A 26,683-nucleotide genomic window follows, 5' to 3' on the forward strand; every position below is an offset into this window, starting at 1 on the left:
CCTTCCCCCGTCGGAACGCTCTCAGTACAGACTCATGCCGCCATCGATGGTGAGGGTCTGACCAACGATCAGATCCGCCTCCGGAGAGCAGAGGAAGCCGACGAGCTTGCCAACGTCGGAGGGCTGGGCCGTCTGACGCGCGGGCGCCATGGATTGGAACATCTGCATGCGTTCTTCCGCGAGCGCGTCGCCACGAACGGCCCGCATGGCAGAGGTCAGAACCGCTCCCGGCGCGACGGCATTGACGCGGATGCCCTGCGGGCGAAGTTCAGCAGCCAGATAGTGCATGAGGTGTTCTAGCGCGGCTTTGGGCACGCCCATCAGGGCGTAGTCCGTGATGACGCGCTCTGCGCCAAGGGAAGACACACCGATCAGCCAGCCTGCACCGCGCCTGCGCATGACCGGCGTAGCTGCCTGTGCCAGGTAGAGGAAGGCCGAACAGGTGATATCCATGGCGCGCAGCCACTCGGTCTGCGAGACCTCCATGAGAGGCTTGGTGATCGGCTCGACCGAGTTCGACACCACGATGTCCGGTCCGCCCAACTCGGCGTCGATGCGCTCGACCATGCGGAAGAGTTCATCGCGAGAAGTAACATCGCACTGGAAAGCAGCCGCGCGTACGCCAAGCGCTTCCGCTGCGGCCACCGTTTCAGCCGCACCTTTCGCATCGCGAGCATAGTTGACGGCAACGTCGGCACCGAGCCGCGCCAGTTCAAGGACAATGCCCTGCCCAATACCTCGGGATGCACCTGTTACCAGTGCGGTCTTGCCTGAAAGTGGTCGTTTGGGGTCCTGAACGGAAACTGTCATGAATGCTCCTTTGAACGCGCCGGTCAGCGCTCCGGCATCGTTGGCACGTTGACGTTTACGGGAAATGTGTTGAGCGCCGCCGCATGGCTTGCCGCGTGCTCGTGCACCGACTGGACAAAGCGCTCCAGCGCCTCCAGCTCAGGCGTTAACCAGATCTCATCGACGCAATCTATCGGGATGGCTTCGTAATCGGCCGGCACCCGCTCGGCAGTGCGGGAAACTACGAAGTTCTGTACATAGCCGCAGACTTCAGGCTGCGAGGCAAGCCAACGCGCGTGCGCTCCGGTCCAACCCCCTTCAAACCCGGTCTCGTCGAGATCCGTGCGGCGGGTGACAAAGGAAATGCATTTGATGCCAGCATCTTCACTCGGCGGCACCACCGTCCGGGACGACACGACAAAGGTCTTGAGATCGTGCAGGAACCTGGCTTCGTCTTCGCGAAGCATCTGGGCCATCTCGGGGGACATGACGCCCTGCATGGCCTCCGCACTCCCAAAGAACAGCTTGCAGACGCCATCGATCGTACGGAACAGGGCTGGATCACCGGACTGGAACGAACCTGTAGCACAATTCTGCTCATACCGCTCAAGAAGCGGGATCTTCAGGGCGATTGGCGCATGCTCGTCTCGCCAGTAGGTCTCGAAAGCCCGCTGGTCGAGGTGCGGCAGCTTCCGGAATATGCTCATTCGCACCGTCACGGCCGGACCCTCAGTACATGATGCGGCCGCCGTCGACGCGGAAGCTCTGGCCCGAAATGTGGTTTGAAAGATCGGACGCGAGAAAAAGCATGACGTTGGCAATATCCTGCACCGTCGCGAGGCGTCCGTTCGGTGAATCGGACGTGTATTTTTCCATCACCACTTCCGAATTTTCCGGATTATTGAGCTGAGCCAGCGACCGCAACATGCGGGTGTCTACAGCTCCGGGCGAGACGGCGTTTACCCGCACGCCATGTTTCGCGCCTTCAATGGCGGCGGTTTTCGTCATGCCCAGAACTGCGTGCTTGCTTGCAGTATAGGCAACAATCCCGGGCGAACCGATGTGACCCGCAAGCGAGGAGGTGTTGATGATCACGCCGCCGCCCTGCCGGTACATGACAGGCAAAACGTGCTTCAATCCGAGGTAAACGCCACGGACGTTTATCGCGAGGACTTTGTCGAACACATCGTCCGGATATTCGTGCAGAGGCCGGACTACGCCTTCCCATCCGGCGTTGTTGACGAGAATGTCGATGCTGCCGAATTTTTCCAGTGCTGCGCTGACGTACCTGCTGACGTCTTCCGGGTTGGAAACATCGGCCTGAACGAAGATTGCCTCGTGGCCGACCGAAGAAAGCTCGTTTACGGCGTTACTCCCTGCATCGGCAGAGATATCCACCAGGACGAGACGCGTACCAGCCTTGGCAAAAGTCTTGGCGGCCTCAAACCCAATTCCGTTGGCCCCACCGGTAATGATGGCGGTCCGACCCGTCAGATCGATCATGCTCCCCTCCTCCGCGGGAAATGGTCTGGCGGGTCCCCATGAAATGAGAGCCCGCCTTCTGCAGTACCTTAGGCCGAGGGTTCCAGCTCGCCGTTGAAATTGGTGACGGCAGCAACCGTGGGCGTGTAGCGCTTCAGGATCTTTCCGTAGGGCAGCGTGAAGTTGTAGTAGCCCCATGAAGCGCGCACCGTGCGGAGCACCGGCAGACGGAAGCACGGATTGATAACGGACTCGGAGTCAAACGAGATGTTGCCCGGACCCGTGAACGCCTCGTACTGACCATCCGAGCCCTGCACCACGTTCTTGATGGTGCGCAGCATGACGAGTTCGCATACCTCTGGCGGCGCACCCTCTTCCGGGCTCGGGATCACCTTCAGCGCGACTGCAGGGACGCTCGGGCCGGGCTCGATGACATCACGCGGGCGCACAACGCCCGTGACCAGCCGCTTGCCTGCCGGGCGTTCAGCCGTGGCCACAATCAGGTTGTTTTCGCGTTCGAACGTGATGTTGCCGAACAGCTTTGCGAAACCGTACGGCTCGCGGCCGGTGATCAGGCCCACTTCGTTGTCGACGAGGATCGTGTCGTAGTAAACGACAGGCTCCCCCTCCCAGAAACAGTTGATGCCGAAGATTGCCTCGTTGTAGCAGCCAACGGTGCTGAAGTGGAACTTGTTGAACGTCACCTGCGCCAGGCTGGTCTTCTCCGGCAGCATAAGCCCCTCGGGCAACAAAGCAGCTGCTGCCTCGGTTGGCGTTTCGTAGGTGATGGTCATCGACTCGATATTGCGGAAGTGATACGGCGGCCGGTCGATGGGCGGATTACTTGCCGGCATGGTAAAGCCGAACTTGTTGGGCGTCAGCTGGCCATTGACGAGCTTTGTCATTTTACACCTGTTCAGAAAATCTGGCTGAAATACGCAGCAATCACTGCAGCCTTACAAACTTGCCGTCTTCGATCTTCATGAAGTACATGGCGCTTGCACCAAGGCCGTGCTGATCCGGACCGTAGGAGACGTTGTCGACGACCCACGCACCGTCCCAGTCCTGCATGCTTTCCATGACCTCGATGACCTTCTCAGCGGTGAGGTCAGGACCAGCGCGTTCGAGAGCCTCAACGGCGAGCTGAGCCATGAACGTGCCCAGGAACATGTAGTTGGTCGGCTCGACGCCCGGCATGTACTTGGCACCGAAGTCGAGAAGTTCCTTCATCTTCGGATCTTCCGGGCTGGCCGTCAGCGAAGTCTGGTAGGACGAGAACATCACGCCCTCGGCACCACGTCCCGCCAGGCGGCTCACGGAAATATCAGCAGCGGCGTAGCTCACCAGAAGCTGGGACTTGAGGCCAAGGTTCATCGCGTCCTTGAGGAACTGCGAGAGCGGCTTCGGAGCCGGAGCCAGGATCACCACATCAGGATTTGCGCTGCGCAACTGAAGGACAGCAGAGCTGAAATCCAGGTCCGTCGGGTTGTAGGGAAGCGCGGCGACAAGCTTCATGCCGCGGTCTTCCAGTTCCTTCTGGACGGCCTCCAGCTCATCCTTGCCGAAGTCGTCATTCTGGTACCACATGGCAACAGTCTTGGCGTTCAGCTTGTCGACGGCATACTTCGCAAGCAGCGTTCCGTCCGTCGAGTAGTCCGGATACATCTGGAAGATGTTCTGGTAGGATAGAAGGCGCTTGCTGCCCGTCATGGCCGGAATCACAGGAATATTGTGTTCCTTGAGGTAGTCCGCGATGGCCGCCGTGGTGCCTGCACCAAGCGTATTCATCATGAACACCTTGTCGCCCTCGACCAGACGCTTGGCAACACCAACGGTCTTGGACGGATCATAGGCGTCATCATAGTAGATGAACTTGAGCTTGCGCCCGTGGACGCCGCCCTCATCGTTCACTTTCTTGAAGTATGCATCGATGGTCGGGTAAACAACGCCACCGGCAGCAGCGAGCGGTCCGGTCAGCGGCGCATTGGCGCCAATCAGGATCTCGCTATCGGTGACACCCTGCGGCAGATCCGCAGCCGATGCCTGTGCGGCAAAGCCCAGGACGACAGTCGCCGCCAGCGTCCGAACGACCGCTGAAAGCCTCTTTTTCAGATTGGACATTCGTTCTCCTCCTTGTCCATGCAACAATCCGCTGGCGCCGCATTCCCGCCGGAAGCCAGCGCGTAACTCACCCGCCGAGATAGGCCCGGCGCACCTCGTCGTTTTCCCGCATTTGTTGAGAATTGCCCTGACCGGAGATCTGACCGGTCTCGAGGACATATGCGTAGTCCGAGACATCAAGCGCCATGTTGGCGTTCTGCTCAACGAGCAGGATTGTCGTGCCCCGTTTGCTGATGTCGCGGATGACCGAGAAGATTTCCTGCACGATGATGGGCGCCAGCCCGAGCGATGGCTCGTCCAGAAGAAGAAGCTTTGGTCGCGCCATCAATCCGCGACCAATTGCAAGCATCTGCTGCTGACCACCACTCAAAGTACCCGCAAAGTTCTTTGCCTTTACTTTGAGGATCGGAAAAGTTTCCAGGACCCCCTCGTAATCCTGCTTGATCTGCGCACGATCACCACGGCTATAGGCTCCGAGCATTAGGTTCTCGCGAACCGTTAACTCCGGGAAAACCTGCCGGCCCTCGGGCACCATCACGATGCCGCGGCGAACGATGTGTTCGGGCTTGGAGCGGTCGATGCGCTCGCCGCCGAAGACGATGCTGCCGGACTTGGGGCGCAGCAGACCGCTCAAGGCCTTGAGGACAGTCGACTTGCCCGCGCCATTGGCGCCCAGCAGCGAGACAACGCTGTCCTTCTCGACCCGCAGGGAAATGCCGCGCAACGCATGAACATTGCCGTAGCTGGCGTGAACATCCTCAAGCTGCAGCATGCTCTTCCTCCTGCTTCCCGAGATAGGCTTCGATGACGCGCGGGTTGCGGCTGATTTCATCCGGGGTGCCGTGGGCGATCCGCCGCCCAAAATCCATGACGTAGATTTCATCGCAGGTGCGCCGGACAAGGCCCATGTCATGCTCGACGAGAAGAACGGTGATCCCGTCCCTGTCGCGCAGGTCGCGGATCAGTTCCGTCAGTCCCTTGGTCTCACTGGGATTGAGGCCTGCGGCGGGCTCATCAAGCAGGATCAGGCGCGGCCGGGAGACCAACGCGCGGCCAAACTCGACCATCTTCTGAGTTCCGTAGGGCAGAGAGGAGACCTGGGCGTGCGCGAACTGTGCGAGACCGAAACGCTCCATGACCTCGCTTGCCCGGCGGCGCGCTTCCGCTTCCTGGGCGCGGGCGCCCGGCAGGCTGAAGGCGGCACTCCAGAACCCGACCGGGATCTGTGTGTGCTGGCCAATCAGCAGGTTGTCCTGTACCGTCATGCTGCGGAACAGCTCCATGTTCTGGAACGTCCGTGCAATGCCGTGCGGCAAAACCTGGTGGGGCCGGGCAGCAAGCAGATCCTTGCCGTCGAAACGGATTCTGCCTTCCTGCGGGTGGTAATAGCGCGCGACACAGTTGAAGACCGTCGTCTTGCCTGCACCGTTCGGACCGATCAGACCTGCGATCGTGCCCTGTTCAACCTTCAGGCTGAGGCCGTCGACTGCTTTGACACCACCAAAACTGATCGACATGTTTTCTATTTCAAGCAATGCAGGCGTACTCATGTCCGCGCTCCCTTGACTTGCTTGCTTGCGGAAGGAACGCGGAAGAGGCGGGCCAGCGCGTCAGCGACGACCTGGTAGATACCTGCCAGTCCCTTCGGGAAGAAAAGGATGATGATGAGCAGCACGCCGCCGAACAGGATGCCTGACATGCTCTTGCTGCCGACGAAGAGCTGGGGAGCAGCCGTCATGAATGCCGCGCCCAGCATGGCACCCGGCAGGCTGGCGACGCCGCCTACGAAAACCATGCAGAGGAAGATCAACGACATCCAGGAGTTGAAGTCTGACGGGCTGATGAAGCCCACGATATGCGCATAGAGGCTGCCTGCAATGCCGGTGAAAAAGGCACTGATAACGAATGCCAGCGTCCGGTAGCGGGCGAGCGGAATGCCCATCGCCTCTGCACCCGCATCGCTGTCGCGCGTGGCGATGAGAGCTCTTCCGACGCGTGAGCGCAGAAGGTTGTTCGTCACCATGATGACGATCAGGAGGACGGCGGCGACCAGGAAGTAGAACTTGAACTCGTTATCCAGAACCAGAGGACCGAACGAGGGACGTGCCGGCTTCAGGCCGTTATATCCGTTCGTCACCGAATCCCACTTGAGCAGGATCTGGGGCATGGCTTCGCCAAGGCCGAGCGTGGCGATCGCCAGATAAAGGCCCGAAAGCCTGAGTGCAGCCAGTCCAAGAAGAAGTCCGGCAAGACCCGCAATAAAGCCTGACGCAACCAGCGCCAACCAGAACGGCATTCCAACGTTCAGCGTCAGGAGTGCGGAAGAATAGGCGCCTATCGCAAAGAGTGCGGCATGACCAAGTGAGATCTGGCCGGTGTAGCCGATCAGGAAATTCAGCCCGATTGCCACGATCATGTAGATGCCGACCAAGCAGGCGAAGTACAGGACGTAAGTATTGTCCTTGAAGATGATGGGGAACAGGATCGCAGCCGCGATCAGAAGCAGCTTGCGGATATTGGACAGGCCCGGTGCGCTGGAATCGAAGGGCAGATGCTCTTCCTGCTGCTTGCGTCCGAGAATGCGGATTGGCTTGCCCATAATGCCTTCCGGACGCACGTAGAGCACGGCGATCAGCAGGATGAAGGCAAAAGTATCCTTCAGGTCCATCGAGATGTAGCCGGCGACCAGATTTTCCATGACGCCCAGCGTCAGTCCGCCGATCACCACACCCGGATAGCTCGTGAAGCCACCGAGAACCGCTGCAGCAAAGGCCTTGAGCAGCAGCACCGACATCATGTTGGTGTCGAGGAAGGTGGTGGGCGCGACGAGGAAGCCTGCAACGGCACCCAAGATGCCGCTGAAGGCCCAGGTCAGGATGAACATCCTGTCGACGCTGATGCCCATCAACCGTGCCGCCGTATCATTCTGCGAGAGCGCGCGCATGGCCACGCCGGTCTTGGTGAACCGGAAGAACACGTACATGAGCACCATCAGGCCGATGGTGACCGACAGGTTGAACAGGTTCGACTGGCTTGCCACGATGTCGAAGACGATCAGCGGCTCACCCGTGAAGACGCTCGGGAATGAGTGCGCATCCCAGCCCCAGATCATCCCCGCGACTGCCGAGAAAATCATATAGAGGGCAAGCGTTGCGACGATCACCGCCGATCCGCTCTTGGCCGGTCGCAGGATCTGCTGAACGGCGATGGAAAGAACCGCCGAGAAGGCCAGCGCTCCCACGAAGGCGACGCCATAGGAAAGCCCAAAGCGGTCCAGCAACGTGTAGCCGAAGAATGTGGAAAGCATGGCCATCTGGCCATAGGCAAAGTTGATCAGGTTGGTGGATTTGAACACCAGAACCAATCCCAATGCGACCAACGCATAGAGACTGCCCATGGCCAGCCCACTGAACACCAATTGCGCGAGCATCAGTACACCTCCCCTGACTCCGCCATGACCGGCCTCCTACAGCCCGACGCGCTAACTAAGCGCTTGCTCATCTTGCACTGTTGCTTGGTGCTGTCAACGGGAGTTGCTTATTTCCCGGGGGAACTTTGGGGCTGCGCGAGTGGTGGACTGACGGAAGCCACGTTCGACGAACCGTCGAAATGTGCTGAACCGCCGAGAAGTGCAAGGCGTGCACGCATCTTCCGAAGAAGTCGGTGCGAAATACTGGTCAGATGTCTCGGGCCGCGGCTCACAGAACTGCCCCTTGACCTTTCGCTCCTGATCATGGAAGCAACCCCGGTCGAATGGGGACAGTAATTTGCAAGTCGTTTTCAACGATGTATCGGTCACCTATGCCGGGCGCGTGGTCCTGCAGCCATTTTCGCTGAGGCTGACCGAACGCCGGATCGGCATCATCGGTCTGAACGGCTCGGGAAAGTCGACGTTCTCGAAGATGATCAACGGTCTGGTCCTGCCCGATACAGGCACGGTCACCACGAACGGCTTCGACGCGCGACAGCAGGCACATGAGGTGCGCGCCCGTGTAGGATATGTCTTCCAGCACCCGGCAAATCAGATCGTTCTGCCCCTTATCAAGGACGACATGGCGCTCGGACTGAAGAGGCTCCGCCTGACACGGCAGGAGGAAGAGCGTGCGGTCTCTGACGTCGCGGCCCGGCTGGGCATCAGCCATCTGCTGGAGCGCCGCGCCCATGAACTTTCGGGCGGCGAGGTCCAGCTTGCGGCGCTCGCATCAGTGCTCGTCGGCGCGCCCGAGATCGTGATCATGGACGAGCCGACCAACCAGCTCGACCTCCGGAACAGGAACATGGTCAGCAGAACAATCCGCAGCCTGCCCGAAGATATCATCGTGATTACCCACGACCTGGAGCTGCTGTCAGGATTTGAGCGCGTTCTGCTGTTCCACGAGGGCCGGATCGTCGAGGATGGCCCCGCGGAGGTTGTCATCGCAAGGTATCAGGAGCTTGTCGGATGAGAACGCCGACCGGCTCCATTCTTGAGTGCGTTCCACCGGCGGTGAAGCTCGCCGCACTCTTCTCCATCAGCGTGCTGCTGTTCCTGACGGGTTCTCTGACACTTCTGGGTAGCGCCGCCGGAACGGTGCTCGTCCTCTGCCTTCTCTTCTGCCGCTTCGCGGTTCTGCAATGGCTGAAGGCATGGCCGCTCTTGCTGACAATCGCCGCCGTGGCGTTGTGGACAGCCTACAACGATGGCTATCAGGAAGCCCTTGTGCTGCTCCTGCGCCTGGGTACGCTGAGCCTGGTGGCAACCGTGGTCACCGTCACCACGTCCATCGGGGAATTCATCGAGACGGTGACCAGGGCGGCCATTCCTCTGGAAAGGCTCGGAATCGCCAATGCGCGCGACATCGGGCTTGCCATCGGCCTTGTCATGCGCTTCGTGCCGGATGTGCGGCAGCGCTACCTCGCCGTCGTTGACGCCCACCGCGCGCGCGGTCTTCCGCTGCGGCCCACCACCCTCATCGCACCCATGGTCATCGGAACGTTGAAAAGCGCCGACGACATTGCCGACGCCATTGACGCACGCGGCATCCGCACCAACAGTCACCCTCAGAAACGGGCTGAAAATGCATAGTAAATCGCTGGTCTTGATCGCACTGTTTACCGCCATCATCGTGGTTCTGGGATTGATCCCGCCGATCATGGTGGCGTTCATCCCCGTGCCCATTCACGCCCAGAGCCTGGGCGTACTGATGGCAGGGATAGTGCTGGGCGCACGCGGTGGTGCGCTTTCTGCCCTGCTCCTGATCGTGCTCGTGGCCATCGGCCTGCCGGTTCTTTCTGGAGGGCGTGGCGGTCTGGCCGTGTTCCTGAGCCCGACGGCAGGCTACCTGGTCGGCTATCTGCCCACCGCATGGGCAACCGGATGGTTGTCGGAGAGGGTAGCACTCAAGGCCGGAGGCGGATGGAAGACCTTCGCAGGGCTTCTCGCAGCGGCCGTGGTTGGCGTGATCGTAACCCACGTCTTCGGCGTCGCATGGCTGATTACCTATGTCGGGCTGTCGCCTCGGGACGCGTTGGTCGGCGACCTGATCTTCGTGCCGGGAGACCTGATCAAGGCCGGAATTGCCGCCTATGTGGGCCAGTTCGTCCTGCAGAATTTCGGCTCGCGCCTGCGCATGCAATAGCCTGTTTGCCACCTGCGCTCCGCCAAACGAAATTCCCGAAGATCGCGTCTTCTGCGATATCTCTTGTCCTTGTAAGTACCGCTTCAAACTGAGGTTTTTGGTGCGGAGGATGCGGGTATGCAGGATTTTCAGGACGACCTGTTCGACTATGTCATTGTCGGTGCAGGATCGGCCGGTTGTTTGCTGGCCAATCGCCTGTCGGCGGATCCAAATACCCGGGTACTACTCATAGAAGCTGGCGGAACCAACAAGAACTTCTGGGTGGATGTTCCGCTTGGTATTCCATTCCTCCACGGCAATCCCCGCTTCGACTGGTGCTATCAATCCCAGCCGGAGCCGCACCTCAACGGGCGCACATTGCCGCTTCCGCGCGGGCGCGGCCTGGGTGGATCATCCGCCATCAACGGCATGGTTTATGTCCGCGGACATGCCTCCGACTTCGACCAGTGGCGGCAGATGGGCAACGTTGGCTGGGGGTGGGACGATGTGCTGCCCTATTTCCGGCGCTACGAGAACAGAGAACAGGGCGAAGCTGGCGGCGAACTGAAGATCGGCGTTGCACCCTACCGGTGGCCGATCCTTGACGTGTACATGGATGCGGCCAAGCAGGCCGGCTATTCGCGTTTGCAGGATTACAATTCCGGCGGCGGGCGCGAAGGTTTTGGTCTGTTCGAACTGACGGTCGCAAACGGCAAGCGCTGGTCCACCTACAGGGCCTTTCTCGAGCCTGTGATGCACCGCTCCAACCTGACGGTGGTGACGGATGCCACCGTCGAGAGGATCATCTTCGATGGACGCCGCGCCTGCGGCATCGCCTATCGCCGGGATGGCAAGCCTGAACAAGCCAAGACGCGAGGCGAAGTTATCCTTTCTGCGGGTGCCTATGGCTCGCCTCACCTGCTCCAGCTTTCCGGTGTCGGCCCGGCAGGCTTGCTGTCAGATGTCGGGATCGATGTTGTGGCCGATTTGCCCGGCGTGGGCGAAAACCTGCACGACCACTGGATGCTGCGGGTGTTGCACCGCGTGAAGAACGCGCGCACCCTTAACAGCTTCCTGAAGACGCCATTGCACAAGGCCGCAATGGGCGCCGGCTATCTCTTGGGCTTGAAGAGCCCCATGGGCGCACCGGTCTCCCTGCTGACCGGCTTTGTCAGGTCTGACCGGGCCGTGGAAACGCCTGACATCCAGCTCCAGATCTCGATCGCCAGCTACGAGAAGGTGGGCGGACCGACACATCCCTGGCCGGGGATCGGCACGTCCGTATGCATCGCGCGGCCTACCAGCCGCGGCTGGCTGCGGTTGCAGAGCCCTGACCCGACGGCACGACCGGCGATCCTGCACAACTATCTCGCAACCGAGGAAGATCAGCGGATCGCCCTCTCCGGCATGCGCATCGTCAGGCGCATCCTGTCGCAGCCGGCGTTCCAGCCCCATGAGCCGGAAGAAATAATGCCGACCGCCAGGGTGGCGAGCGACGAAGAGTTGCTCGACTATGCCCGCAACAACATCGGCTCCGTCTTCCATCCCGTGGGCACCTGCCGCATGGGGCAGGATACCATGGCCGTCACAGACGAGCGACTGCGCGTTCGCGGATTTGAGGGACTGAGAATAGTGGACGCATCGGTCATGCCAACAATTACCTCGGGCAACACCAATGCGCCGGTGATCATGATCGCCGAAAAGGGCGCCGAGATGATCCGGCAGGATCGGATGAGGACGAGCTAGATCATTTCACCTGATAGGTGCGAATGAGGGCCTCATCAATCACGACGCCCAACCCCGGAGTGTTGGGCACTTCCAGCATTCCGTCGCTGGGCGCGATACCAGCAGGCCAGGCTTCCAACCGGCAATCATACCACTCACATTCGGAGTGGTTCGCGGCGCAGAATTGCAATGTGGCAGCGAGCGCCGGGCCGAAATAGGCAGAGTGCGTGGCAAGCCTGACACGATTGCGCTCTGCAATTCTCTTTGCCTCAAGCAGACCAGAAAGCCCGCCGATCTTGGCGGCACTCGGCTGGATGTAGGCCACCTTTCCGACCGATGCCAACTGCTTCAGACCTGCGAGCGACCCGGCATTCTCACCGGCGGCCATGGGCACTCCCGTTTCCCTGGCAATCCGAGCCAGATGTTCGGGCTGCGCAGGCCAGCACGGCTCCTCGAGCCAATCGAGATTGTGCGCCCGCAGGGCCCTTGCATTGGCGATCGATTCTTCCACGGACCAGCGGCAATTGACGTCCAGCGTCAGCGGCAGGTCAGGACCAACCGCCTCGCGTGCGGCTGCAACCGCTTCGACCGTCGCCTCGTGCAGCTTTACCGCGCCATGACCTCTTGCCACCGCATCGGCTACCGCCTCACCCGCCATCCCGGGATCTCCGTAGCGCAACAGGCTGGCGTAAGCAGGAACTGAACCAGGCTGCGAAGATGGTTCCAGCAGCTGGTGGACCGGCTTTCCTTCAGCCTTGCCGCGGATGTCCCATAGCGCGATGTCGAGCCCAGACAGGGCGAAACCCAGCGGGCCTTCAAGACCATAGGTAAACATCATGCGCCGCAGCTTTGCGCCGAGGCCAGCGATGTCCGATGCGTCGGTTCCGATGACAAGCGGAGCCACCATCGTATCAAATGCCGCCTTGCTGGTAGCGGAGGCATTGTGGCCAAAGGCCTCGCCCCAGCCGACGATGCCCCCGGCGGTCTCGACCTTGACGAGAACCAGATTGATGAACGGCCACTGCGCGTCCCTTGGCTGCGGCCCGCCATAAACAGACGGTATTGCAAGGTGGAACGCCGCTGCGGAGGCGATGACGAGGTCAGAACTCATAAGGTCTCCGTTGCCGGTCCGCTTCTCAGCCTAATTGCCGAGCTTCACGTAGACGGACTTTGTCTGCAGATATGGCTCAAGTGCCTCGCGACCGGATTCCCTGCCATAGCCACTCATCTTATAGCCACCGAAAGGCATCTGGGCATCCATTGCGCCGTAGTTGTTTATCCAGACATTGCCTGCCCGCAGTGCCCGCGCCATCCGGTGCGCCTTGGCAAGGTCGCGCGTCCAGACACCACTACCCAGGCCAAAAATCGTATTGTTCGCACGCTGGACCAGGTCATCGAAATCATCGAAGGGGAAGGCCGAGATCACCGGCCCGAAGATTTCCTCGCGGGCAATGCGCATGTCATCCTTCACGTCCACAAAGACTGTGGGGCTGACGAAGTAACCCTTGGCGAGATCTCCATCGGTCAGACGCTGAGCGCCGACGATCGGTCGCGCACCTTCGTTTCGGCCAAGCTCGAAATAGCCGGTCACGCGCTCAAGCTGTGTCGAAGAAACGATCGGCCCTATCTGCGTATCGGGGTTCATGGGCTGGCCCACGCGCAAGGCCCTGGCGAAGTCCGCAACCCTCTCAATGAATTCGTCGTAGATCGCGCGCTCCACATAGAGGCGGGAGCCAGCGCTGCAGATCTGGCCCGAATTGAAGAACACGCCCATGGCCGCCCCCGCCACGGCGGCTTCGAGATCGGCATCGGCAAAAACGACATCAGGAGACTTCCCGCCAAGTTCCAGCGTGAGACGCTTCAGATTGCCGGCGGATGCCTGCACGATCCTGCGCCCCGTGGCATCTGAGCCGGTGAAGGCGAGCTTGTCCACGCCATGATGTTCAGCGAGTGCGGCACCCGCCGTTTCGCCCATACCGGTGACGATATTGACGACGCCAGCCGGTACGCCGGCCTCCATCACCAGCTCACCCAGCTTCAGCACTGACAGCGAAGCCTCCTCGGCCGGCTTCAAAACGACAGTACAGCCGGTCGCGATTGCCGGGCAGATCTTCCAGATGGCCGCAGAAAGCGGTGAGTTCCAAGGTATTATCCCGGCGACAACGCCGATCGGCTCCTTCAGCGTGTAGGTGAAGAAATCGCCCGGCAGCGAATTCTCATTCGTATCACCGTGCATCGCCATGATCAGGCTGGCAAAATGCCGGATCAGACTGACGTTGCGCACCCTTCGGCCGCTCGACATGGTAATCGGCGCACCCATGTCCAAAGTCTCGAGGGTGGCAATATCGGAGAAATCCCGGTCCAGGAGGTCGGCCAGCCGCAGCAGCATGGCCTGGCGCTCGAACGGCTTCACCTTGCTCCATGGGCCTTCGAAAGTTCGGCGAGCAGCAGCTACGGCGAGATCAATATCCCGGGCATCGCCTTCCGCCACCTCGGCCAGAACACTTCCGTCGATCGGCGAAATTGAAGGGAAGGTCTTGCCGGTGCTTGCCTCCACCCACGCGCCATCGATCAGCAGCTCTTTCGGTTTGCCGTCAAGAAATGGATGTGACGGACGATTGGTCTGTAGGACGTTCATTCAATCCTCCAAGAATTCGCAAGGTGTCAGAGCGCAGCCGCCTCCGGCTCACTCCTGAAATGCCTCTTCCCGCTTGTTTCGAAGGTGCGGCATCATCACCGCCATCAGTGCAAGCGCGCATATCAGCAGGAGGACGGCAGAGATCGGGCGCGTTACGAAAGTGGTCCAATCCCCTCGCGCTATGAGCATGGCTCGGCGCAGGTTTTCCTCCAGCAGAGGTCCGATGATGAAACCAAGCAAGAGTGGCGCGGGCTCGCAGTCCAGCTTCAGCAAGACGTAACCTGCGAGGCCGAATACACCCATCATCAAGACATCGGTTGGACTGTTCGAGATGCTGTAAACACCGATGCAGCAGATGACGCCGATCGCCGGCATGATGTAGTCATAGGGGATCGTCAGGATCTTCACCCATATGCCGATCAGCGGCAAATTGAGGATGACCAGCAGAACGTTGCCGATCCACATTGAGGCTATGACGCCCCAGAACAGGTCGGGGCGCGCAGTCATCACGTTGGGGCCGGGCTGGATTCCCTGCAGGATCAGCGCGGCGATCATGAGCGCCATGACCGGGTTCGAAGGAATTCCCAAGGTCAGCATCGGGATGAAGGAGGTCTGCGCGCCCGCATTGTTGGCGCTCTCAGGCCCGGCAACGCCTTCAATCATTCCCTTGCCGAAATTCTCAGGTGTCGATGAAACCTTCTTCTCCACCGTATAGGAGACAAACGAGGCAAGAACTGCGCCACCGCCCGGCAGAATGCCGAGGAGCGAGCCAAGCCCTGTCCCGCGCAGGACCGGCCAGGCCATGCGCTTGAAGTCCTCCCGCGTTGGCATCAGGCTGCCTACCTTGCTCGTCGTCAGCACGCGCGGCCCCGTTGACTCGAGATTGCGGATGATCTCGCCGAGTCCGAAAATGCCCATGGAGAGTGCCAGGAAGTCGAACCCATTGGCGAGTTCGCGAAAGCCGAAGGTCAAGCGAAACGCGCCGGTATTCATGTCCTGACCGGCGAGGCCAAGCAATATGCCGAGCACGACCATGGCAAGCGCCATCAAGAGCGACCCGGAAGCCAGCACGACGGCGACGACGAGGCCAAGAAGCATCAGCGAGAAATATTCCGCTGCACCGAATTTCAGTGCAATGCTCGCCAGCGGCGGCGCCAGCAGCACGATGAGGATCGTTCCCACCGTGCCCGCAAAGAACGAACCAAGTGCTGCGGTGGCGAGAGCTGATCCGGCGCGCCCCTGTCTCGCCATCTGGTGACCGTCCAGCGCGGTAACCACCGAAGAAGATTCACCCGGCAGGTTCAGCAGGATCGCGGTCGTGGATCCACCATATTGCGAACCGTAAAAGATGCCGGCGAGCATGATGAGTGCTGACGCGGGAGGCAGGCCGAACGTAACCGGCAGCAACATCGAGATGGTCGCCATCGGCCCGAGCCCCGGAAGGACGCCGATCAGCGTGCCCAGAAGTACGCCGATGAAACAGTATAGCAGGTTCTGGCCCTGAAGCGCCACGGAGAACCCGAGTGCAAGATGCTCGAACAGTTCCATCTTCACGTCACCAGATAAGAGGCCCGAACGCTGGCCAGGGCATGCTGAGCCCGACCACGAACAGGGCCCATGAGCCAAGCGAAAGGACAAGCGCGGCAATCACCGCTGTCAGCAGCTTGAACTCCCGTCCAGCGAGGGAAAACAGCAGGGAACTGACGGCCACCGCAGGAACGATCCCCAGCGGACGTACCGCGTAGGCAAAGAAGCCGACGCCGAGCCCGACAAAGATCAAGGCGCGGATGTTGGGCGCACTCGGCAGGTCACCGTCATGAAAGAAGCCGATAGCCAGAACGCTCAAGCCCAACGCGCCCAGCACAACTGACAACATGAGAGGGAAATATCCCGGCCCCATTCTTCCTGCGGTGCCAAGGTTCAGCGACAACGAACCCGTGAAAAACAGGAGGGCCAACGCTACGAAGATACAACCGACAATAACAAACTTCGGCGCACGGATCATATGTACATTCACCCGCAGATACCCTTGCGATCCCGATGGAATTATTCAGGAGAGTGAGAAGTGGGGGCCCACAGTGGGGCCCCTCGAGGTTACTGCACCTTTTCGAGCTTTGCCTCGTTGATGACATTCGCCCAGGTATTGACCTGGTCAGCGAACCACTTCGCGAATTCTTCCGAACTAGAGATCATGGGCGTCGAGCCGCCTGCCTGCATTTTCTCTACCGCCACGGGATCGCGCTGAACGTCGGCGATGGCTGAAGCCAACTTGTCAACGATCTCCTTTGGCGTTCCGGCAGGCGCCATGATGGCGTACCAGGCACCTTTGTTGATGTTGGGGTAACCCGCCTCAGCCGTCGTCGGAATATCCGGATACTTCTCCAGGCGTTCCGGCGTGGTGACCGCGAGCGCCTTCAGCTGGCCGGTCTCGATAAAGGGTGCGGCACTGTCGATCGAGTCCACCGTCACCTCGATCTGCCCACCGATAACGTCAGTTCGTGCCGGAGCCATGCCCGGGTAAGGCACGAACTGGATATCCGCACCGGATTCCAGCTTGAAGAGCTCCATGACCATATGGTTCGGGAAACCAATGCCATTGCCGTAATTCAACGTGCCCGGATTGGCTTTCGAAAGATCCGCGAGCTCCTGCAACGTGTTGGCTTCAACACTTGGATGCGCGACGAAGATCAACGGCGTTGTTCCCCATCCAGCCACCGGAATGAAATCTTTCAGGGAGTCAAAGCCGGGATCGGCATAGAGCGTATGATTGATCGCGATTGCCGCACCGGCAACATTTATGGTGTAGCCGTCTGGCGCCGCTTTCGCCAGGTTTTGAGAGGCAATGTTGCTCCCCGCGCCGGGCTGGTTCTCGACCAGCACCTGCTGGCCAAGCTTCTCGGTCAGCCTTTCGGCCAGAATGCGCGCCTGGATGTCCGCGCCGCCGCCGGCGCTGGCTCCGACAGTGATCGTGATTGGCCGCTCTGGATATTCCGCACTGGCTACAGTAATCCCCGCAAGTAAGATCGCTGCTGCAGTCAAAATCATCTTTCTCATGCAGTCTCCTCCCAAGAAAATGCTCCATCCTCTAAAGAGCATTTCGTCTGCTACGCAGTATCGCTAGTGTGCAGGTGGGCCGTTCCGCGTCAATCTGGCTTGCTACGTAGAATTGGATCATTCCGTCTATCGAAACTTCCGCATCGGGCGGGTCGGAATTTCGCACTGTCTCTCGCATGATGCGGAAGGACAACGGGGAGGAAGCGGGTAGAAAATGCGCATAGTGAAACTTGAAAGCCTGATGGCAGATGCTGGCTGGCGGACTGCCTGCTACCTCAAGGTTGTCACGGATGAGGGTATCGTCGGCTGGTCGGAGTATGGCGAGCATTTTGGCACGGCTGGCGTTACCGGGGTGATCCACGCGCTCGGCGAGCTTGTCATCGGCATGGATCCGCTGCAGATCGAGCGCATTGCGGCCCTGCTCAGGGGACGGACGATCCAGGCGCAGGGCGGCATCAACCAGAACGCCATCGCCGCTATCCTCAACGCCCTGCTCGACATCAAGGGAAAGGCGCTCGGCGTACCCGTTCACGCACTGCTGGGCGGATCGCTGCGTGACCGCGTGCCGTTCTACTGGTCGCATTTTGGAACCTACCGCGTGCGCAATCACGCGCAACTTGGCGTGCCACCGCTCAAAGGCTACGAAGCCTGGGCCGCTCTCGGTGAAGAAGCCCGCGCACGCGGCGTCAAAGCCGTCAAGACTGGCCTGATTGCGGAAGATGGCAACGGCGGTTTTGCCAATTTCGGCCCCGGTTTTGCCTATACCCCCGGCTACCCCGAGCTAAATCTTGATCGTACGGTGCTCACCACCCTGCGAAAACAGCTTGCAGCAATCCGCGAAGGCTTGGGCGACGACGTTGCACTGATGCTCGACGTCAACTTCCACTTCAAGACCGAAGGATACGTGCAGCTGGCGCGGGCGGTGGAGCCGTTCGGGCTGGATTGGCTGGAACTCGATACCTATGACTGCCAGGCGCTTTCCCACATCCGACAGATGGCCCCCTGCCCCATCGCGTCGCTGGAGGCGCTTTACGGGCGGAACGGCATCCGTCCCTTCCTCGAAAAAGGAACCGTGGACATCGCTATCATAGACCTCGCCTGGAACGGCTACCTTGAGGCTTTCAAGATGGCTGCACTCGCCGAGACCCATCAGGTGAACGTTTCAACCCACAATTTCTGCGGGGGTCTCCTGAGCGACGTGATCAGCGTCCATTTCGCAGCTGCCATTCCGAACATCAGGCTCGTTGAATTCGACGTCGAGGACGTGCCTTGGAAGTCGGAGTTCCTGACGGCGCCGCTGATCGTGGAGGGCGGCGAAATCGTCGTGCCGCAAGGCCCTGGTTGGGGCGTTGACGTGGACGAGGCGTTCGTGCGGTCACATCCGCCACGCTCCTAGAGCAATTCCAGGAAAAGCGGGAACCGGTTTCCCTCCGGAATTGCGCTAAAACAACGGCTTGGATCATCTCAGCGTTTCTGGGAAACACTGAAATGATCTGGGATCCAGCCCTTCATTGGCGCCAGGCTATCGCACCACGTGGACAGAGATCTTGGCGTGGCGGGCAACACGCGCCGCGTTCGGGCCGAGCAAATAGTCCTCCGGTCCGGGCGTTGAGGCGGACATCACGATCAGATCCGCCTTGCACACTTCGGCGTAATGCAGGATCTGCCGGTAGATAGAACCATGCCCGACGATGTGCCGGTGCTTGATCTCCTTCGGAATGTGCTTTTTCGTGAATTCGTGGAGCGCGGCGTTTGCGCGCTCCATCGTCTGCTTCTCGTGTTCCTTCGGGAAAAACCCGCCTACCATAGAGAGTCCGAAGTCGGGGACGACAGTGAGCACATGGAGGTTCGCACCGGTCATGCGCGCCAGATCGGTGGCCGTGGAAATCGCCTTCGTTTCGGCCTCCATCTTGCCGAGATCGATGGTCACCAGGATGTTCTTGTACATCGCATCGCTCCTTCGGAGCAGTTCAGACGTTCAGCGATAGCTGAGCTGCTCCAATAAGTTGTCTTTCCATGACTCCCGAGCAGAGCCGGCTCCCACCGATCTAGGCGGCCTGTGGATTGCCGGCGAGGGTCCCTCCCCGCCGTCTCTGCGACCAGAACACGAGACCGAACAGCAGCAGCGCCGGTATGTAGAAAATCTCGCGCGGCATTCTTTCGGCCGTGACTTCAACGGCAGCGATTCTCACCGGAACGTCCGCGTAGAAGTCGAGACCTGAAAGCGCGCGACTGGCGCGACTGTTCATGTCCATCGGCTCTTCGAGTGCCACCGCATCGCCGTCGATCTGCACTATCAGCCCGGTCGCCTTCTCCAGCCGGACGTCTCCGGGTTCACCCGCCGGGCCGAGATTGAAGGCCATCGTCCGTTCGCGCATCTGGTCGGGATTGTCGAAGGAAGGGCCGACAATCCGCAGGCGGATTTCTGCATCGTCCGGTTCCCTCTCGATTGCCTCATGAATGCTGCTCGGTTCGACATTATTGAATGGCGGCTGCACCAGATCCAGGAAGAAGCCCGGGCGCAACAGGAGGAAGGTGACGAGCAGCAGCGCAGCCGTTTCCCAGATCCTGTTGCGGGCCATGAAGAAGCCCTGCGTTGCCGCGGCAAAGATCAGCATCGCGGCTGTCGCCAGCAGGAAGATCCAGATACCGCCAAGCCAGCCTACGTTGATCAGCAACAGATCCGTGTTGAACACGAAAATGAACGGCAGCAGGATGGTTCGCAGGGAGTAGAAGAACGCCACGAAGCCCGTCTTGATCGGATCTCCCCCGGAGACGGCAGCAGCCGCAAAGGAGGCGAGACCCACAGGCGGCGTAACGTCAGCCATGATGCCGAAGTAAAACACGAACATGTGGGCGGCGATCAGGGGGATGAGGACACCGTTGGCCGCTCCCACCTCGACGATGACGGGCGCCATCAGCGATGACACCACGATGTAGTTCGCCGTGGTCGGCAGGCCCATTCCCAGCACGAGGCTGATGACGGCGGTGAACACCAGGATCAGGAAGATGTTGCCGCCCGACAGGAACTCTACGAACTCCGCCATCACCTGGCCGATACCGGTAAGCGTGACGGTGCCGACGATGATACCGGCCGCAGCGGTCGCACAGGCGATGCCGATCATGTTGCGGGCGCCGGAAATCAGGCCCTCCACCAGATCATCGAAGCCTTCGCGGAACAATGCCAGCTGATTGGATGACTGCACCTTGCGGAACATTGCCTTCAGCGGCTTCTGGGTGATGACGACCACGATCAGCAGCAGCACCGCGTAGAATGCGGAGAGGCCGGGTGAGCGGCGTTCCACCATCAGGAACCAGACGAGCACGAAGAGCGGCAGCAGGTAATGCAGGCCGGTCTTGATGACGTCCTTGAGGAGAGGAAGCTCCACCACCGGGGCATTCGGATCGTCCAAATCCAGATCAGGCACCTGAGCGGCATACCAGATCAGCCCCACATAAACGGCCAGCAGCAGCAGGATGAGGAGCGTTCCGGAAACTTCCGGAAACAGCATGCGCACGAAAGTGACGATGTAATAAATCACACCTGCCAGGATTACGGTGGATGCTGCGAAGATACCAAAGCGCAGAAGCGATCGCAGCCCGGTCGTGCGCACGCGCTTGGGCAACACCGGCATATCACCGCGAACAGCCTCAAGGTGCACCAGGTAGAGTAGGGCTATGTAGGAGATGACGGCAGGCAGAAAGGCGTGCTTGATCACCTCAATGTATGGAATACCGATGTATTCCACCATGAGGAAGGCTGCGGCGCCCATCACCGGCGGCATGATCTGCCCATTGACGGAGCTTGCGACCTCCACGGAGCCAGCCTTTTCAGCCGTGAACCCTACCCGCTTCATCAATGGAATGGTGAAGGTGCCGGTCGTCACGACGTTGGCGATGGAAGACCCCGAGATCATGCCGGTCATCATTGACGACAGAACGGCTGCCTTGGCTGGTCCACCGCGCATATGACCAAGTAGCGCAAAGGCGAGCTTGATGAAGAAATTGCCCGCACCCGCCCGGTCCAGCATCGAGCCAAACAGCACGAAGAGGAACACGAAGGCGGCTGAAACGCCGAGCGGCACGCCGAACACGCCACCCGTCGACAGCCACATCTGGTCCATCGCTCGCCCGAAGGAAGCGCCTCCCCAGCGGATGATGTCAGGCAGCCAGGGTGATGACCCAAAGAAGACGTAACCGAGGAAGATGATGGCGACGACCGCAAGTGGCGGGCCGAGCGCCCGGCGCGTTGCCTCGAGCAGGAAGACGATACCCAAGCCGGCAACGACGAGATCCTGCGTGATCGGGAGACCGGGACGTCGGGCGAGGTCGCGATAGAAAATGCTGATGTAGAGTGCGGTGCCAGCGGCCAGCAGGGCAAAGATCCAGTCATGGATCGGCACACGGTCGCGTGGGCTACTCGAGAACGCCGGATAGGCCATGAACGCCAGGAACACGCCGAACGCCAGATGGATGGAGCGCGTCTGGGTGTCGTTCAGCACCAGTGGCAATCTGGTCAAGCTGCTGAGCGTGAAGGGCAAGGGGGAAGCGATGTAGAGCTGAAACAAGGACCAGCAGAGCGCAATGCCCGAGATGATCCATGCCGCGTACCCGAGAGGCTTTCTTGCCCCGGTGTCGGTTGCTGCCACAAGATCCTGAAGCTCGGCGTCACTCAGTGGCGCCCCGGCGCCCGATTTGCCGTTCTCTACTGCCATGCCGGTTCCCCTCCGGTTTCTTGTACACTGCAGAAGATGAATGGGCACTTCCGATGGGAAATGCCCATTCAATTGGTCATGCGGCGCGGTTTTCCGCGCAGCGAAGTTCAGGCAGAAGCACTGTGTTGTTCTTCAACAATGGTTCTCCTCCTGTACCAGGGGGGCAGCTTACTTCAGCCAGCCCTTCTCCTTGTAGTATGCTTCCGCGGCAGGATGCATCGGCGCGGAATTACCCTGATTGACCATTTCTTCCGGCGTCAGGTTGGCGAGAGCCGGGTGAAGACCCTTGAACGCCTCGAAGTCCTTGAACACCGAATCCACGAATGCGGTCACAACGTCGTCGGGCACGTCCGCGGACGTGACAACGGTAGCACCAACACCGAAGGTGTTCACGTCATCCGGATTGCCGTTGTACATGCCGCCAGGGATCACTGCCTTGAAGTAGTAGGGCCGCTCTTCGACGAGCTTGTCGACGACGTCACCTTCCACCGGAATGATCTTGGAATCGCAGGAGGTCGTTGCTTCCTGGATCGCGCCCGCCGGGTGGCCTACCGTATAGGCAAAGGCGTCGATGTTGTTGTCGCAAAGCTGCGAGCTCTGCTCGGCCGGCGCCAGCTCGGCAGCCAGTGCGAAGTCAGAGTTCGTCCAGCCCTTTTCGGCGATGAGCAGATCCATCAGCGCGCGCTGGCCCGAGCCCGGATTACCGATGTTGACGCGCTTGCCCTTCAACGTATCGAAGTCGGTGATGCCGGCTTCTGCGCGAGCGACGATCGTCAGCGGCTCAGCGTGAAGCGAGAAGACCGAGCGAAGCTTCTCGTGCTTGCCGCCGTCGGCAAAGCCAGCCTCTCCGTTATAGGCGTTGTACTGGACGTCCGACTGGACAATGCCGAACTCCAGGTCGCCGCCCTTGATGGCATTGGCGTTGAACACGGAACCGCCGGTGGATTCCACCGAGCAGCGAATGCCGTGCTCGCGGCGCGTCTGGTTCATAAGGCGGCAGATGGCTCCACCAACGGGATAGTATACGCCTGTTACACCGCCTGTGCCCACGGAGACGAAGCGTTGCTCCTGAGCCATAGCGGATCCTGTCATCAGAGATCCGAACATTGCCGCAGCCAGTCCTGCTCCGACGAATACGTGTCTTGTCATGCGTATTTCTCCCTTATTAGCATGAACATTATCCGGATATTGCCAGTTCACATGCTTCGCCCCGGCAACTCCGGTAGTTGGCTCCAACGTGTGGAGCATCACGGACTAGAAGTGTCCCGCATCGGCGGATCACCTGCTACCCGACCGCCGCGTCGACTGCTTCACCGAGCCTGTCGACGATGCGGTCGATATCCTCTTGAGTAACGATGAACGGTGGTGCGAGGAGCACATGATCGCCGGTAACGCCATCGATCGTGCCGCCCATCGGGTAAACCATCAGACCACGCGCCATCGCTTCTTTCTTGATTGCTGCATTGACCTTGCGGCTGGGATTGAACGGCCGCTTGCTCGCACGGTCCTCCACCAGTTCAATGGCCTGAAAGAGCCCGCGTCCCCGGATGTCGCCAACATGATGATGATTGCCGAAACGGGCTTTCAGCCGCTCTTCGAGCAGAGACCCCATGGCCTTCACGTTGCTGAGCAGGTTTTCCCGGCGGATGGTCTCCTGCACAGCTACCGCCGCAGCGGCAGCCATCGGGTGGCCCATATAGGTGTGGCCGTGCTGGAAAAATCCGGAACCGGCCTTCATCGCATCGTAAATTTTCGAAGAGACCAGCACCGCGCCGATAGGCTGATATCCGCCGCCAAGTCCCTTGGCGATGGTCATCAGGTCGGGCGCGATGCCCTCCTGTTCGCAGGCGTGAAGCGTTCCGGTACGGCCCATGCCGCACATGACTTCATCAAGAATGAGCAGAACGCCATAGCGATCGCAAATTTCGCGGATGCGGCGGAAGTAATCCGCCACCGGGGGCACCGCTCCTGCTGTCGCGCCAACGACTGTCTCTGCGACGAATGCGAGGACGGTTTCGGGCCCAAGTTCGAGCAGCTTTTCTTCCAGCGCATTGGCCGCGCGGGCTGCATAATCCTCGTCGCTCTCACCTTCCTGCTGGAAGCGATAGGCAAAGCACGGATCGATGTGGTGGGTCTCGACGAGCAACGGGCGGAACTGCTCGCGCCGCCATTCATTGCCGCCGGTTGCCAGCGCGCCGAGGGTGTTGCCATGATAGCTCTGACGACGCGCGATTATGTGGCGACGCTGGGGCTGACCGATCTCGACAAAATACTGGCGCGCCATCTTCAGCGCTGCCTCGACCGCCTCCGACCCTCCGGAAACGAGATAGACATGCTCCAGCCCCTTCGGCGCATCCTCAACAAGCATCTCTGCGAGCTTCTCGGCGATGTCCGTGGTGAAGAAGCCGGTGTGGGCGTAGGCAATTGTCTCCATCTGCGCGCGCATCGCCTCCAGCACGGCCGGATGACCGTGACCGAGGCAGGAGACGGCAGCTCCACCGGAAGCATCGATATAGGAACGTCCCTGGGCATCGAAGATCTCTATGCCGCGCGCAGCGGCTGCAACTGGAGGTGTGGAAACAAGAGAACGATGCATCAAGCGCGTCATGCGGCTTAGACCTTCTGTGTGCCTAGGATTTTTCTGTGCCCGGAGTTCGGGTCAGAGCGACCCCGCTGCTGCCGGGAAAGTTGAGTTTCGAGCCGGGCTACAGCCTCAAGCGGATTGGTAGATAGAGGATCGTGAGGAGATGTCGAGGAATGGCTGTCCCCCTCGCCTGTCCATGCGTGCGGACGACTTGCATCACACAGTTGGCTCGAAACACGTGAGGGCTGCCTCTGCAGCCTCCAAGAACCATCATCAATCGGGATCAGCTTGTTGTAGATGGCCAATTCTCCCATAAGGGTAGAAGCTAGCGTTCAGACTGGGCTATTGCAACATCTGTTTCGACAAGAAAGAATTTGCGAGAATGGATACGTGGAAGAAATAACAATGCAGAATATCATCCCCGCACTTGCCCCGGTGCCCATTGCAGTAGCGCCCAATGGAGGCCGCCGCACGAAGGCTGATCATCCGGCTCTTCCCATAACGCCGGCTGACCTCGCGCGCACAGCCGCGGAATGCCTGGAAGCCGGAGCGGCGATGATCCATGTCCATGTCCGGGACCAGGAGCAACAGCACCTGCTCGACGCCGATGCCTACAGGCAGGCAATCGATGCGATCCGCGCCGAAGTGGGGCAGCGGATGGTGATCCAGATCACCTCGGAATCCCTGGGGCAGTACGGACCGGAAGAACAGATGGAGGTTGTGCGCGCGGTGCGGCCGGAGGCCGTGTCGCTGGCGCTGCGTGAGATCCTGCCATCAGATTCCGGTGAAGCCGCTTTCGCTGAATTCCTGCAATGGCTGAAGGCAGAGCATGTGGTTCCGCAGTTTATCCTCTACTCCCCCGAGGAGGCGACAAAGCTGGATGATCTGCGCAAGCGCGGGGTCGTGCCCTTCGATGAACCGCCGGTGCTTTACGTGCTGGGCCGCTATACGAAAACCCAAACCTCACTGCCTGCAGACCTCCTGCCCTTTCTCGCCGACGGACAGCCTGCATTCAAACGCTTCATGGTCTGTGCATTCGGTCGCTTCGAAGCCTCCTGCACGGTCGCTGCCGCCCTGTTCGGCGGAGGCTTGAGAGTCGGCTTCGAGAACAACCTGTTCCTGCCCGATGGCAGCACGGCTTCCAGAAATTCCGATCTCGTCGCCACCGCAGCATCCGCGTTGAAGACACTCGGCATCACGCCAATGACGGGCGAAGACCTGCGTCAGGATTGGGCGACTATCTGAGGCGATAGCCATAGCGTAGGCCAGAGTTCACATCGTGAAATCTGAAAATAAATTTACTACTCATCCTTGATAATCCGTCTTAGCCGGCTTTACAGGACGGACTGCAGCTGATCCTCTATTAGGTGCGGTGGCTTGTCGCAGTGGGGTTGCCGCCAAAGCGTTCAAACGCGCCCCAAGCACCGGCACGATATTCATCGTAGCTGCTGCCATTGGGGCCTTAGCCACTTCTAGGGAAGAAGCCATGCCTCAATCAGTAACGCTCAACGTAAATGGGAAAACCGTTTCGATCGAGATCGATGATCCGGACATGCCCCTTCTATACGCACTCAGAAACGACCTTGGTCTCAAGGGCCCTCGGTTCGGTTGCGGAATGGGGCAATGCGGCGCCTGCACGGTGCTGATTGACGGCAGTTCGGCCCGTTCGTGCTCGATCAGCGTCGGCGCGCTGGATGCGACCGCGGAAATCACCACCCTCGAAGGTTTGGGTACACCTGAGAACCCCCATCCGATCCAGGCCGCCTTCATCGAGGAACAGGCGGTGCAATGCGGCTACTGTGTCAACGGCATGATCATGGAGGCGGCATCCTTCCTCAAGGAGAACAGCAAACCCACGGAAGAAGAAATCAGGGCTGCGCTCGACAACAACATCTGCCGGTGCGGAACCCACACCCGCATCATCCGTGCCGTCAAGCGCGCCTCTGAAGCTGCGTAATTATCCGAGGGAGGAATTGCC

At 60.0% G+C, this 26,683-nt stretch carries 24 protein-coding genes; 7 read left to right on the forward strand and 17 right to left on the reverse strand.

The genetic code is table 11. The features are described 5' to 3' along the window. Positions 1–21: 21 nt before the first annotated feature. The 8 genes from IEX27_RS10445 to IEX27_RS10480 all read right to left on the reverse strand — a co-directional run bounded on the left by IEX27_RS10445 (position 22) and on the right by IEX27_RS10480 (position 7,822). On the reverse strand, positions 22–810 hold the full coding sequence (locus IEX27_RS10445; protein WP_188720987.1) for an SDR family oxidoreductase: 789 nt from the start codon (positions 808–810) through the stop codon (positions 22–24). Between the two features lie 23 nt (positions 811–833). Beyond that, entirely contained in the window at positions 834–1,496 is a 663-nt protein-coding gene (locus IEX27_RS10450) for an EthD family reductase (protein WP_188720988.1), read from the reverse strand. Positions 1,497–1,518: 22 nt separating this feature from the next. Then, entirely contained in the window at positions 1,519–2,292 is a 774-nt protein-coding gene (locus IEX27_RS10455; RefSeq protein WP_188720989.1) for an SDR family NAD(P)-dependent oxidoreductase, read from the reverse strand. 68 nt (positions 2,293–2,360) lie between these two features. Beyond that, entirely contained in the window at positions 2,361–3,176 is an 816-nt protein-coding gene (locus IEX27_RS10460) for an acetoacetate decarboxylase family protein (RefSeq protein WP_188720990.1), read from the reverse strand. Positions 3,177–3,216: 40 nt separating this feature from the next. After that, complete coding sequence (locus IEX27_RS10465) at positions 3,217–4,392, reverse strand: ABC transporter substrate-binding protein (protein ID WP_188720991.1); 1,176 nt, start codon at positions 4,390–4,392, stop codon at positions 3,217–3,219. Between the two features lie 67 nt (positions 4,393–4,459). After that, a complete protein-coding gene (locus IEX27_RS10470) occupies positions 4,460–5,164 on the reverse strand; it encodes an ABC transporter ATP-binding protein (protein WP_188720992.1) in 705 nt (234 codons plus the stop codon). Next, positions 5,151–5,942 (reverse strand): ABC transporter ATP-binding protein, encoded by a 792-nt coding sequence (locus IEX27_RS10475; RefSeq protein ID WP_188720993.1) that lies wholly within the window; start codon positions 5,940–5,942, stop codon positions 5,151–5,153. Before IEX27_RS10475 ends, IEX27_RS10470 begins: the two co-directional genes overlap by 14 nt. Further along, positions 5,939–7,822 carry an ABC transporter permease gene (locus IEX27_RS10480; RefSeq protein ID WP_188720994.1) on the reverse strand — a complete coding sequence of 628 codons (1,884 nt, stop codon included), beginning with the start codon at positions 7,820–7,822 and terminating at the stop codon, positions 5,939–5,941. Before IEX27_RS10480 ends, IEX27_RS10475 begins: the two co-directional genes overlap by 4 nt. Positions 7,823–8,159: 337 nt before the next feature. On the opposite strand from IEX27_RS10480, the gene IEX27_RS10485 reads away from it, so the two are divergent. The 4 genes from IEX27_RS10485 to IEX27_RS10500 all read left to right on the forward strand — a co-directional run bounded on the left by IEX27_RS10485 (position 8,160) and on the right by IEX27_RS10500 (position 11,735). After that, complete coding sequence (locus IEX27_RS10485) at positions 8,160–8,837, forward strand: energy-coupling factor ABC transporter ATP-binding protein (RefSeq protein ID WP_188720995.1); 678 nt, start codon at positions 8,160–8,162, stop codon at positions 8,835–8,837. Next, the gene (locus tag IEX27_RS10490) at positions 8,834–9,457 is read left to right on the forward strand and encodes a CbiQ family ECF transporter T component (RefSeq protein WP_188720996.1); all 624 of its coding nucleotides are present in this window, start codon (positions 8,834–8,836) and stop codon (positions 9,455–9,457) included. The genes IEX27_RS10485 and IEX27_RS10490 overlap by 4 nt, the downstream gene beginning before the upstream one ends. Then, entirely contained in the window at positions 9,450–10,010 is a 561-nt protein-coding gene (locus IEX27_RS10495; RefSeq protein ID WP_188720997.1) for a biotin transporter BioY, read from the forward strand. The genes IEX27_RS10490 and IEX27_RS10495 overlap by 8 nt, the downstream gene beginning before the upstream one ends. Positions 10,011–10,127: 117 nt before the next feature. Continuing rightward, positions 10,128–11,735 (forward strand): GMC family oxidoreductase, encoded by a 1,608-nt coding sequence (locus IEX27_RS10500; RefSeq protein ID WP_188720998.1) that lies wholly within the window; start codon positions 10,128–10,130, stop codon positions 11,733–11,735. 1 nt (position 11,736) lies between these two features. Here the strand turns inward: IEX27_RS10500 and IEX27_RS10505 are convergent, their stop codons facing one another. The 5 genes from IEX27_RS10505 to IEX27_RS10525 all read right to left on the reverse strand — a co-directional run bounded on the left by IEX27_RS10505 (position 11,737) and on the right by IEX27_RS10525 (position 17,406). Further along, a complete protein-coding gene (locus IEX27_RS10505; protein WP_188720999.1) occupies positions 11,737–12,825 on the reverse strand; it encodes a mandelate racemase/muconate lactonizing enzyme family protein in 1,089 nt (362 codons plus the stop codon). Positions 12,826–12,855: 30 nt separating this feature from the next. Continuing rightward, entirely contained in the window at positions 12,856–14,352 is a 1,497-nt protein-coding gene (locus tag IEX27_RS10510; RefSeq protein ID WP_188721000.1) for an aldehyde dehydrogenase family protein, read from the reverse strand. Positions 14,353–14,400: 48 nt separating this feature from the next. Continuing rightward, entirely contained in the window at positions 14,401–15,900 is a 1,500-nt protein-coding gene (locus tag IEX27_RS10515) for a tripartite tricarboxylate transporter permease (protein WP_188721001.1), read from the reverse strand. Positions 15,901–15,907: 7 nt separating this feature from the next. After that, complete coding sequence (locus tag IEX27_RS10520) at positions 15,908–16,357, reverse strand: tripartite tricarboxylate transporter TctB family protein (RefSeq protein ID WP_188721002.1); 450 nt, start codon at positions 16,355–16,357, stop codon at positions 15,908–15,910. An 89-nt stretch (positions 16,358–16,446) separates the two neighbouring features. Continuing rightward, positions 16,447–17,406 (reverse strand): Bug family tripartite tricarboxylate transporter substrate binding protein, encoded by a 960-nt coding sequence (locus IEX27_RS10525; RefSeq protein ID WP_188721003.1) that lies wholly within the window; start codon positions 17,404–17,406, stop codon positions 16,447–16,449. 214 nt (positions 17,407–17,620) lie between these two features. Between IEX27_RS10525 and IEX27_RS10530 the strand changes: the two genes are divergently transcribed. Further along, positions 17,621–18,802: a mandelate racemase/muconate lactonizing enzyme family protein gene (locus IEX27_RS10530; protein ID WP_188721004.1), complete on the forward strand. Its 1,182-nt coding sequence runs from the start codon at positions 17,621–17,623 to the stop codon at positions 18,800–18,802. A gap of 126 nt (positions 18,803–18,928) precedes the next feature. On the opposite strand, the gene IEX27_RS10535 is transcribed toward IEX27_RS10530, so the two are convergent. From IEX27_RS10535 to IEX27_RS10550, 4 genes are all read right to left on the reverse strand, one after another. Beyond that, complete coding sequence (locus tag IEX27_RS10535; RefSeq protein WP_188721005.1) at positions 18,929–19,354, reverse strand: universal stress protein; 426 nt, start codon at positions 19,352–19,354, stop codon at positions 18,929–18,931. 100 nt (positions 19,355–19,454) lie between these two features. Continuing rightward, a complete protein-coding gene (locus IEX27_RS10540; RefSeq protein ID WP_188721006.1) occupies positions 19,455–22,121 on the reverse strand; it encodes a TRAP transporter permease in 2,667 nt (888 codons plus the stop codon). A 168-nt stretch (positions 22,122–22,289) separates the two neighbouring features. Continuing rightward, the gene (locus IEX27_RS10545; protein WP_373869877.1) at positions 22,290–23,276 is read right to left on the reverse strand and encodes a TAXI family TRAP transporter solute-binding subunit; all 987 of its coding nucleotides are present in this window, start codon (positions 23,274–23,276) and stop codon (positions 22,290–22,292) included. Between the two features lie 130 nt (positions 23,277–23,406). Continuing rightward, on the reverse strand, positions 23,407–24,729 hold the full coding sequence (locus tag IEX27_RS10550; RefSeq protein WP_188721008.1) for an aspartate aminotransferase family protein: 1,323 nt from the start codon (positions 24,727–24,729) through the stop codon (positions 23,407–23,409). A 381-nt stretch (positions 24,730–25,110) separates the two neighbouring features. Here IEX27_RS10550 and IEX27_RS10555 point away from each other — a divergent pair, with 381 nt between their 5' ends. After that, positions 25,111–25,950 carry a beta-keto acid cleavage family enzyme gene (locus IEX27_RS10555; protein WP_188721009.1) on the forward strand — a complete coding sequence of 280 codons (840 nt, stop codon included), beginning with the start codon at positions 25,111–25,113 and terminating at the stop codon, positions 25,948–25,950. Positions 25,951–26,191: 241 nt separating this feature from the next. Then, entirely contained in the window at positions 26,192–26,662 is a 471-nt protein-coding gene (locus tag IEX27_RS10560; protein ID WP_188721010.1) for a (2Fe-2S)-binding protein, read from the forward strand. Positions 26,663–26,683: the final 21 nt, after the last annotated feature.

It is taken from the genome of Nitratireductor aestuarii (assembly GCF_014641695.1).
GTDB lineage: Bacteria > Pseudomonadota > Alphaproteobacteria > Rhizobiales > Rhizobiaceae > Chelativorans > Chelativorans aestuarii.

Bases quoted from the DNA above. Each gene is read 5' to 3' on its own strand.
- IEX27_RS10560 (WP_188721010.1), top strand. From the start codon at position 26,192: ATGCCTCAATCAGTAACGCTCAACGTAAATGGGAAAACCGTTTCGATC.
- IEX27_RS10550 (WP_188721008.1), bottom strand. From the start codon at position 24,729: ATGACGCGCTTGATGCATCGTTCTCTTGTTTCCACACCTCCAGTTGCA.
- IEX27_RS10460 (WP_188720990.1), bottom strand. From the start codon at position 3,176: ATGACAAAGCTCGTCAATGGCCAGCTGACGCCCAACAAGTTCGGCTTT.
- IEX27_RS10490 (WP_188720996.1), top strand. From the start codon at position 8,834: ATGAGAACGCCGACCGGCTCCATTCTTGAGTGCGTTCCACCGGCGGTG.
- IEX27_RS10510 (WP_188721000.1), bottom strand. From the start codon at position 14,352: ATGAACGTCCTACAGACCAATCGTCCGTCACATCCATTTCTTGACGGC.
- IEX27_RS10505 (WP_188720999.1), bottom strand. From the start codon at position 12,825: ATGAGTTCTGACCTCGTCATCGCCTCCGCAGCGGCGTTCCACCTTGCA.
- IEX27_RS10480 (WP_188720994.1), bottom strand. From the start codon at position 7,822: ATGCTCGCGCAATTGGTGTTCAGTGGGCTGGCCATGGGCAGTCTCTAT.
- IEX27_RS10475 (WP_188720993.1), bottom strand. From the start codon at position 5,942: ATGAGTACGCCTGCATTGCTTGAAATAGAAAACATGTCGATCAGTTTT.
- IEX27_RS10555 (WP_188721009.1), top strand. From the start codon at position 25,111: ATGCAGAATATCATCCCCGCACTTGCCCCGGTGCCCATTGCAGTAGCG.
- IEX27_RS10515 (WP_188721001.1), bottom strand. From the start codon at position 15,900: ATGGAACTGTTCGAGCATCTTGCACTCGGGTTCTCCGTGGCGCTTCAG.
- IEX27_RS10470 (WP_188720992.1), bottom strand. From the start codon at position 5,164: ATGCTGCAGCTTGAGGATGTTCACGCCAGCTACGGCAATGTTCATGCG.
- IEX27_RS10535 (WP_188721005.1), bottom strand. From the start codon at position 19,354: ATGTACAAGAACATCCTGGTGACCATCGATCTCGGCAAGATGGAGGCC.
- IEX27_RS10500 (WP_188720998.1), top strand. From the start codon at position 10,128: ATGCAGGATTTTCAGGACGACCTGTTCGACTATGTCATTGTCGGTGCA.
- IEX27_RS10530 (WP_188721004.1), top strand. From the start codon at position 17,621: ATGCGCATAGTGAAACTTGAAAGCCTGATGGCAGATGCTGGCTGGCGG.
- IEX27_RS10520 (WP_188721002.1), bottom strand. From the start codon at position 16,357: ATGATCCGTGCGCCGAAGTTTGTTATTGTCGGTTGTATCTTCGTAGCG.
- IEX27_RS10450 (WP_188720988.1), bottom strand. From the start codon at position 1,496: ATGAGCATATTCCGGAAGCTGCCGCACCTCGACCAGCGGGCTTTCGAG.
- IEX27_RS10455 (WP_188720989.1), bottom strand. From the start codon at position 2,292: ATGATCGATCTGACGGGTCGGACCGCCATCATTACCGGTGGGGCCAAC.
- IEX27_RS10525 (WP_188721003.1), bottom strand. From the start codon at position 17,406: ATGAGAAAGATGATTTTGACTGCAGCAGCGATCTTACTTGCGGGGATT.
- IEX27_RS10495 (WP_188720997.1), top strand. From the start codon at position 9,450: ATGCATAGTAAATCGCTGGTCTTGATCGCACTGTTTACCGCCATCATC.
- IEX27_RS10465 (WP_188720991.1), bottom strand. From the start codon at position 4,392: ATGTCCAATCTGAAAAAGAGGCTTTCAGCGGTCGTTCGGACGCTGGCG.
- IEX27_RS10540 (WP_188721006.1), bottom strand. From the start codon at position 22,121: ATGGCAGTAGAGAACGGCAAATCGGGCGCCGGGGCGCCACTGAGTGAC.
- IEX27_RS10445 (WP_188720987.1), bottom strand. From the start codon at position 810: ATGACAGTTTCCGTTCAGGACCCCAAACGACCACTTTCAGGCAAGACC.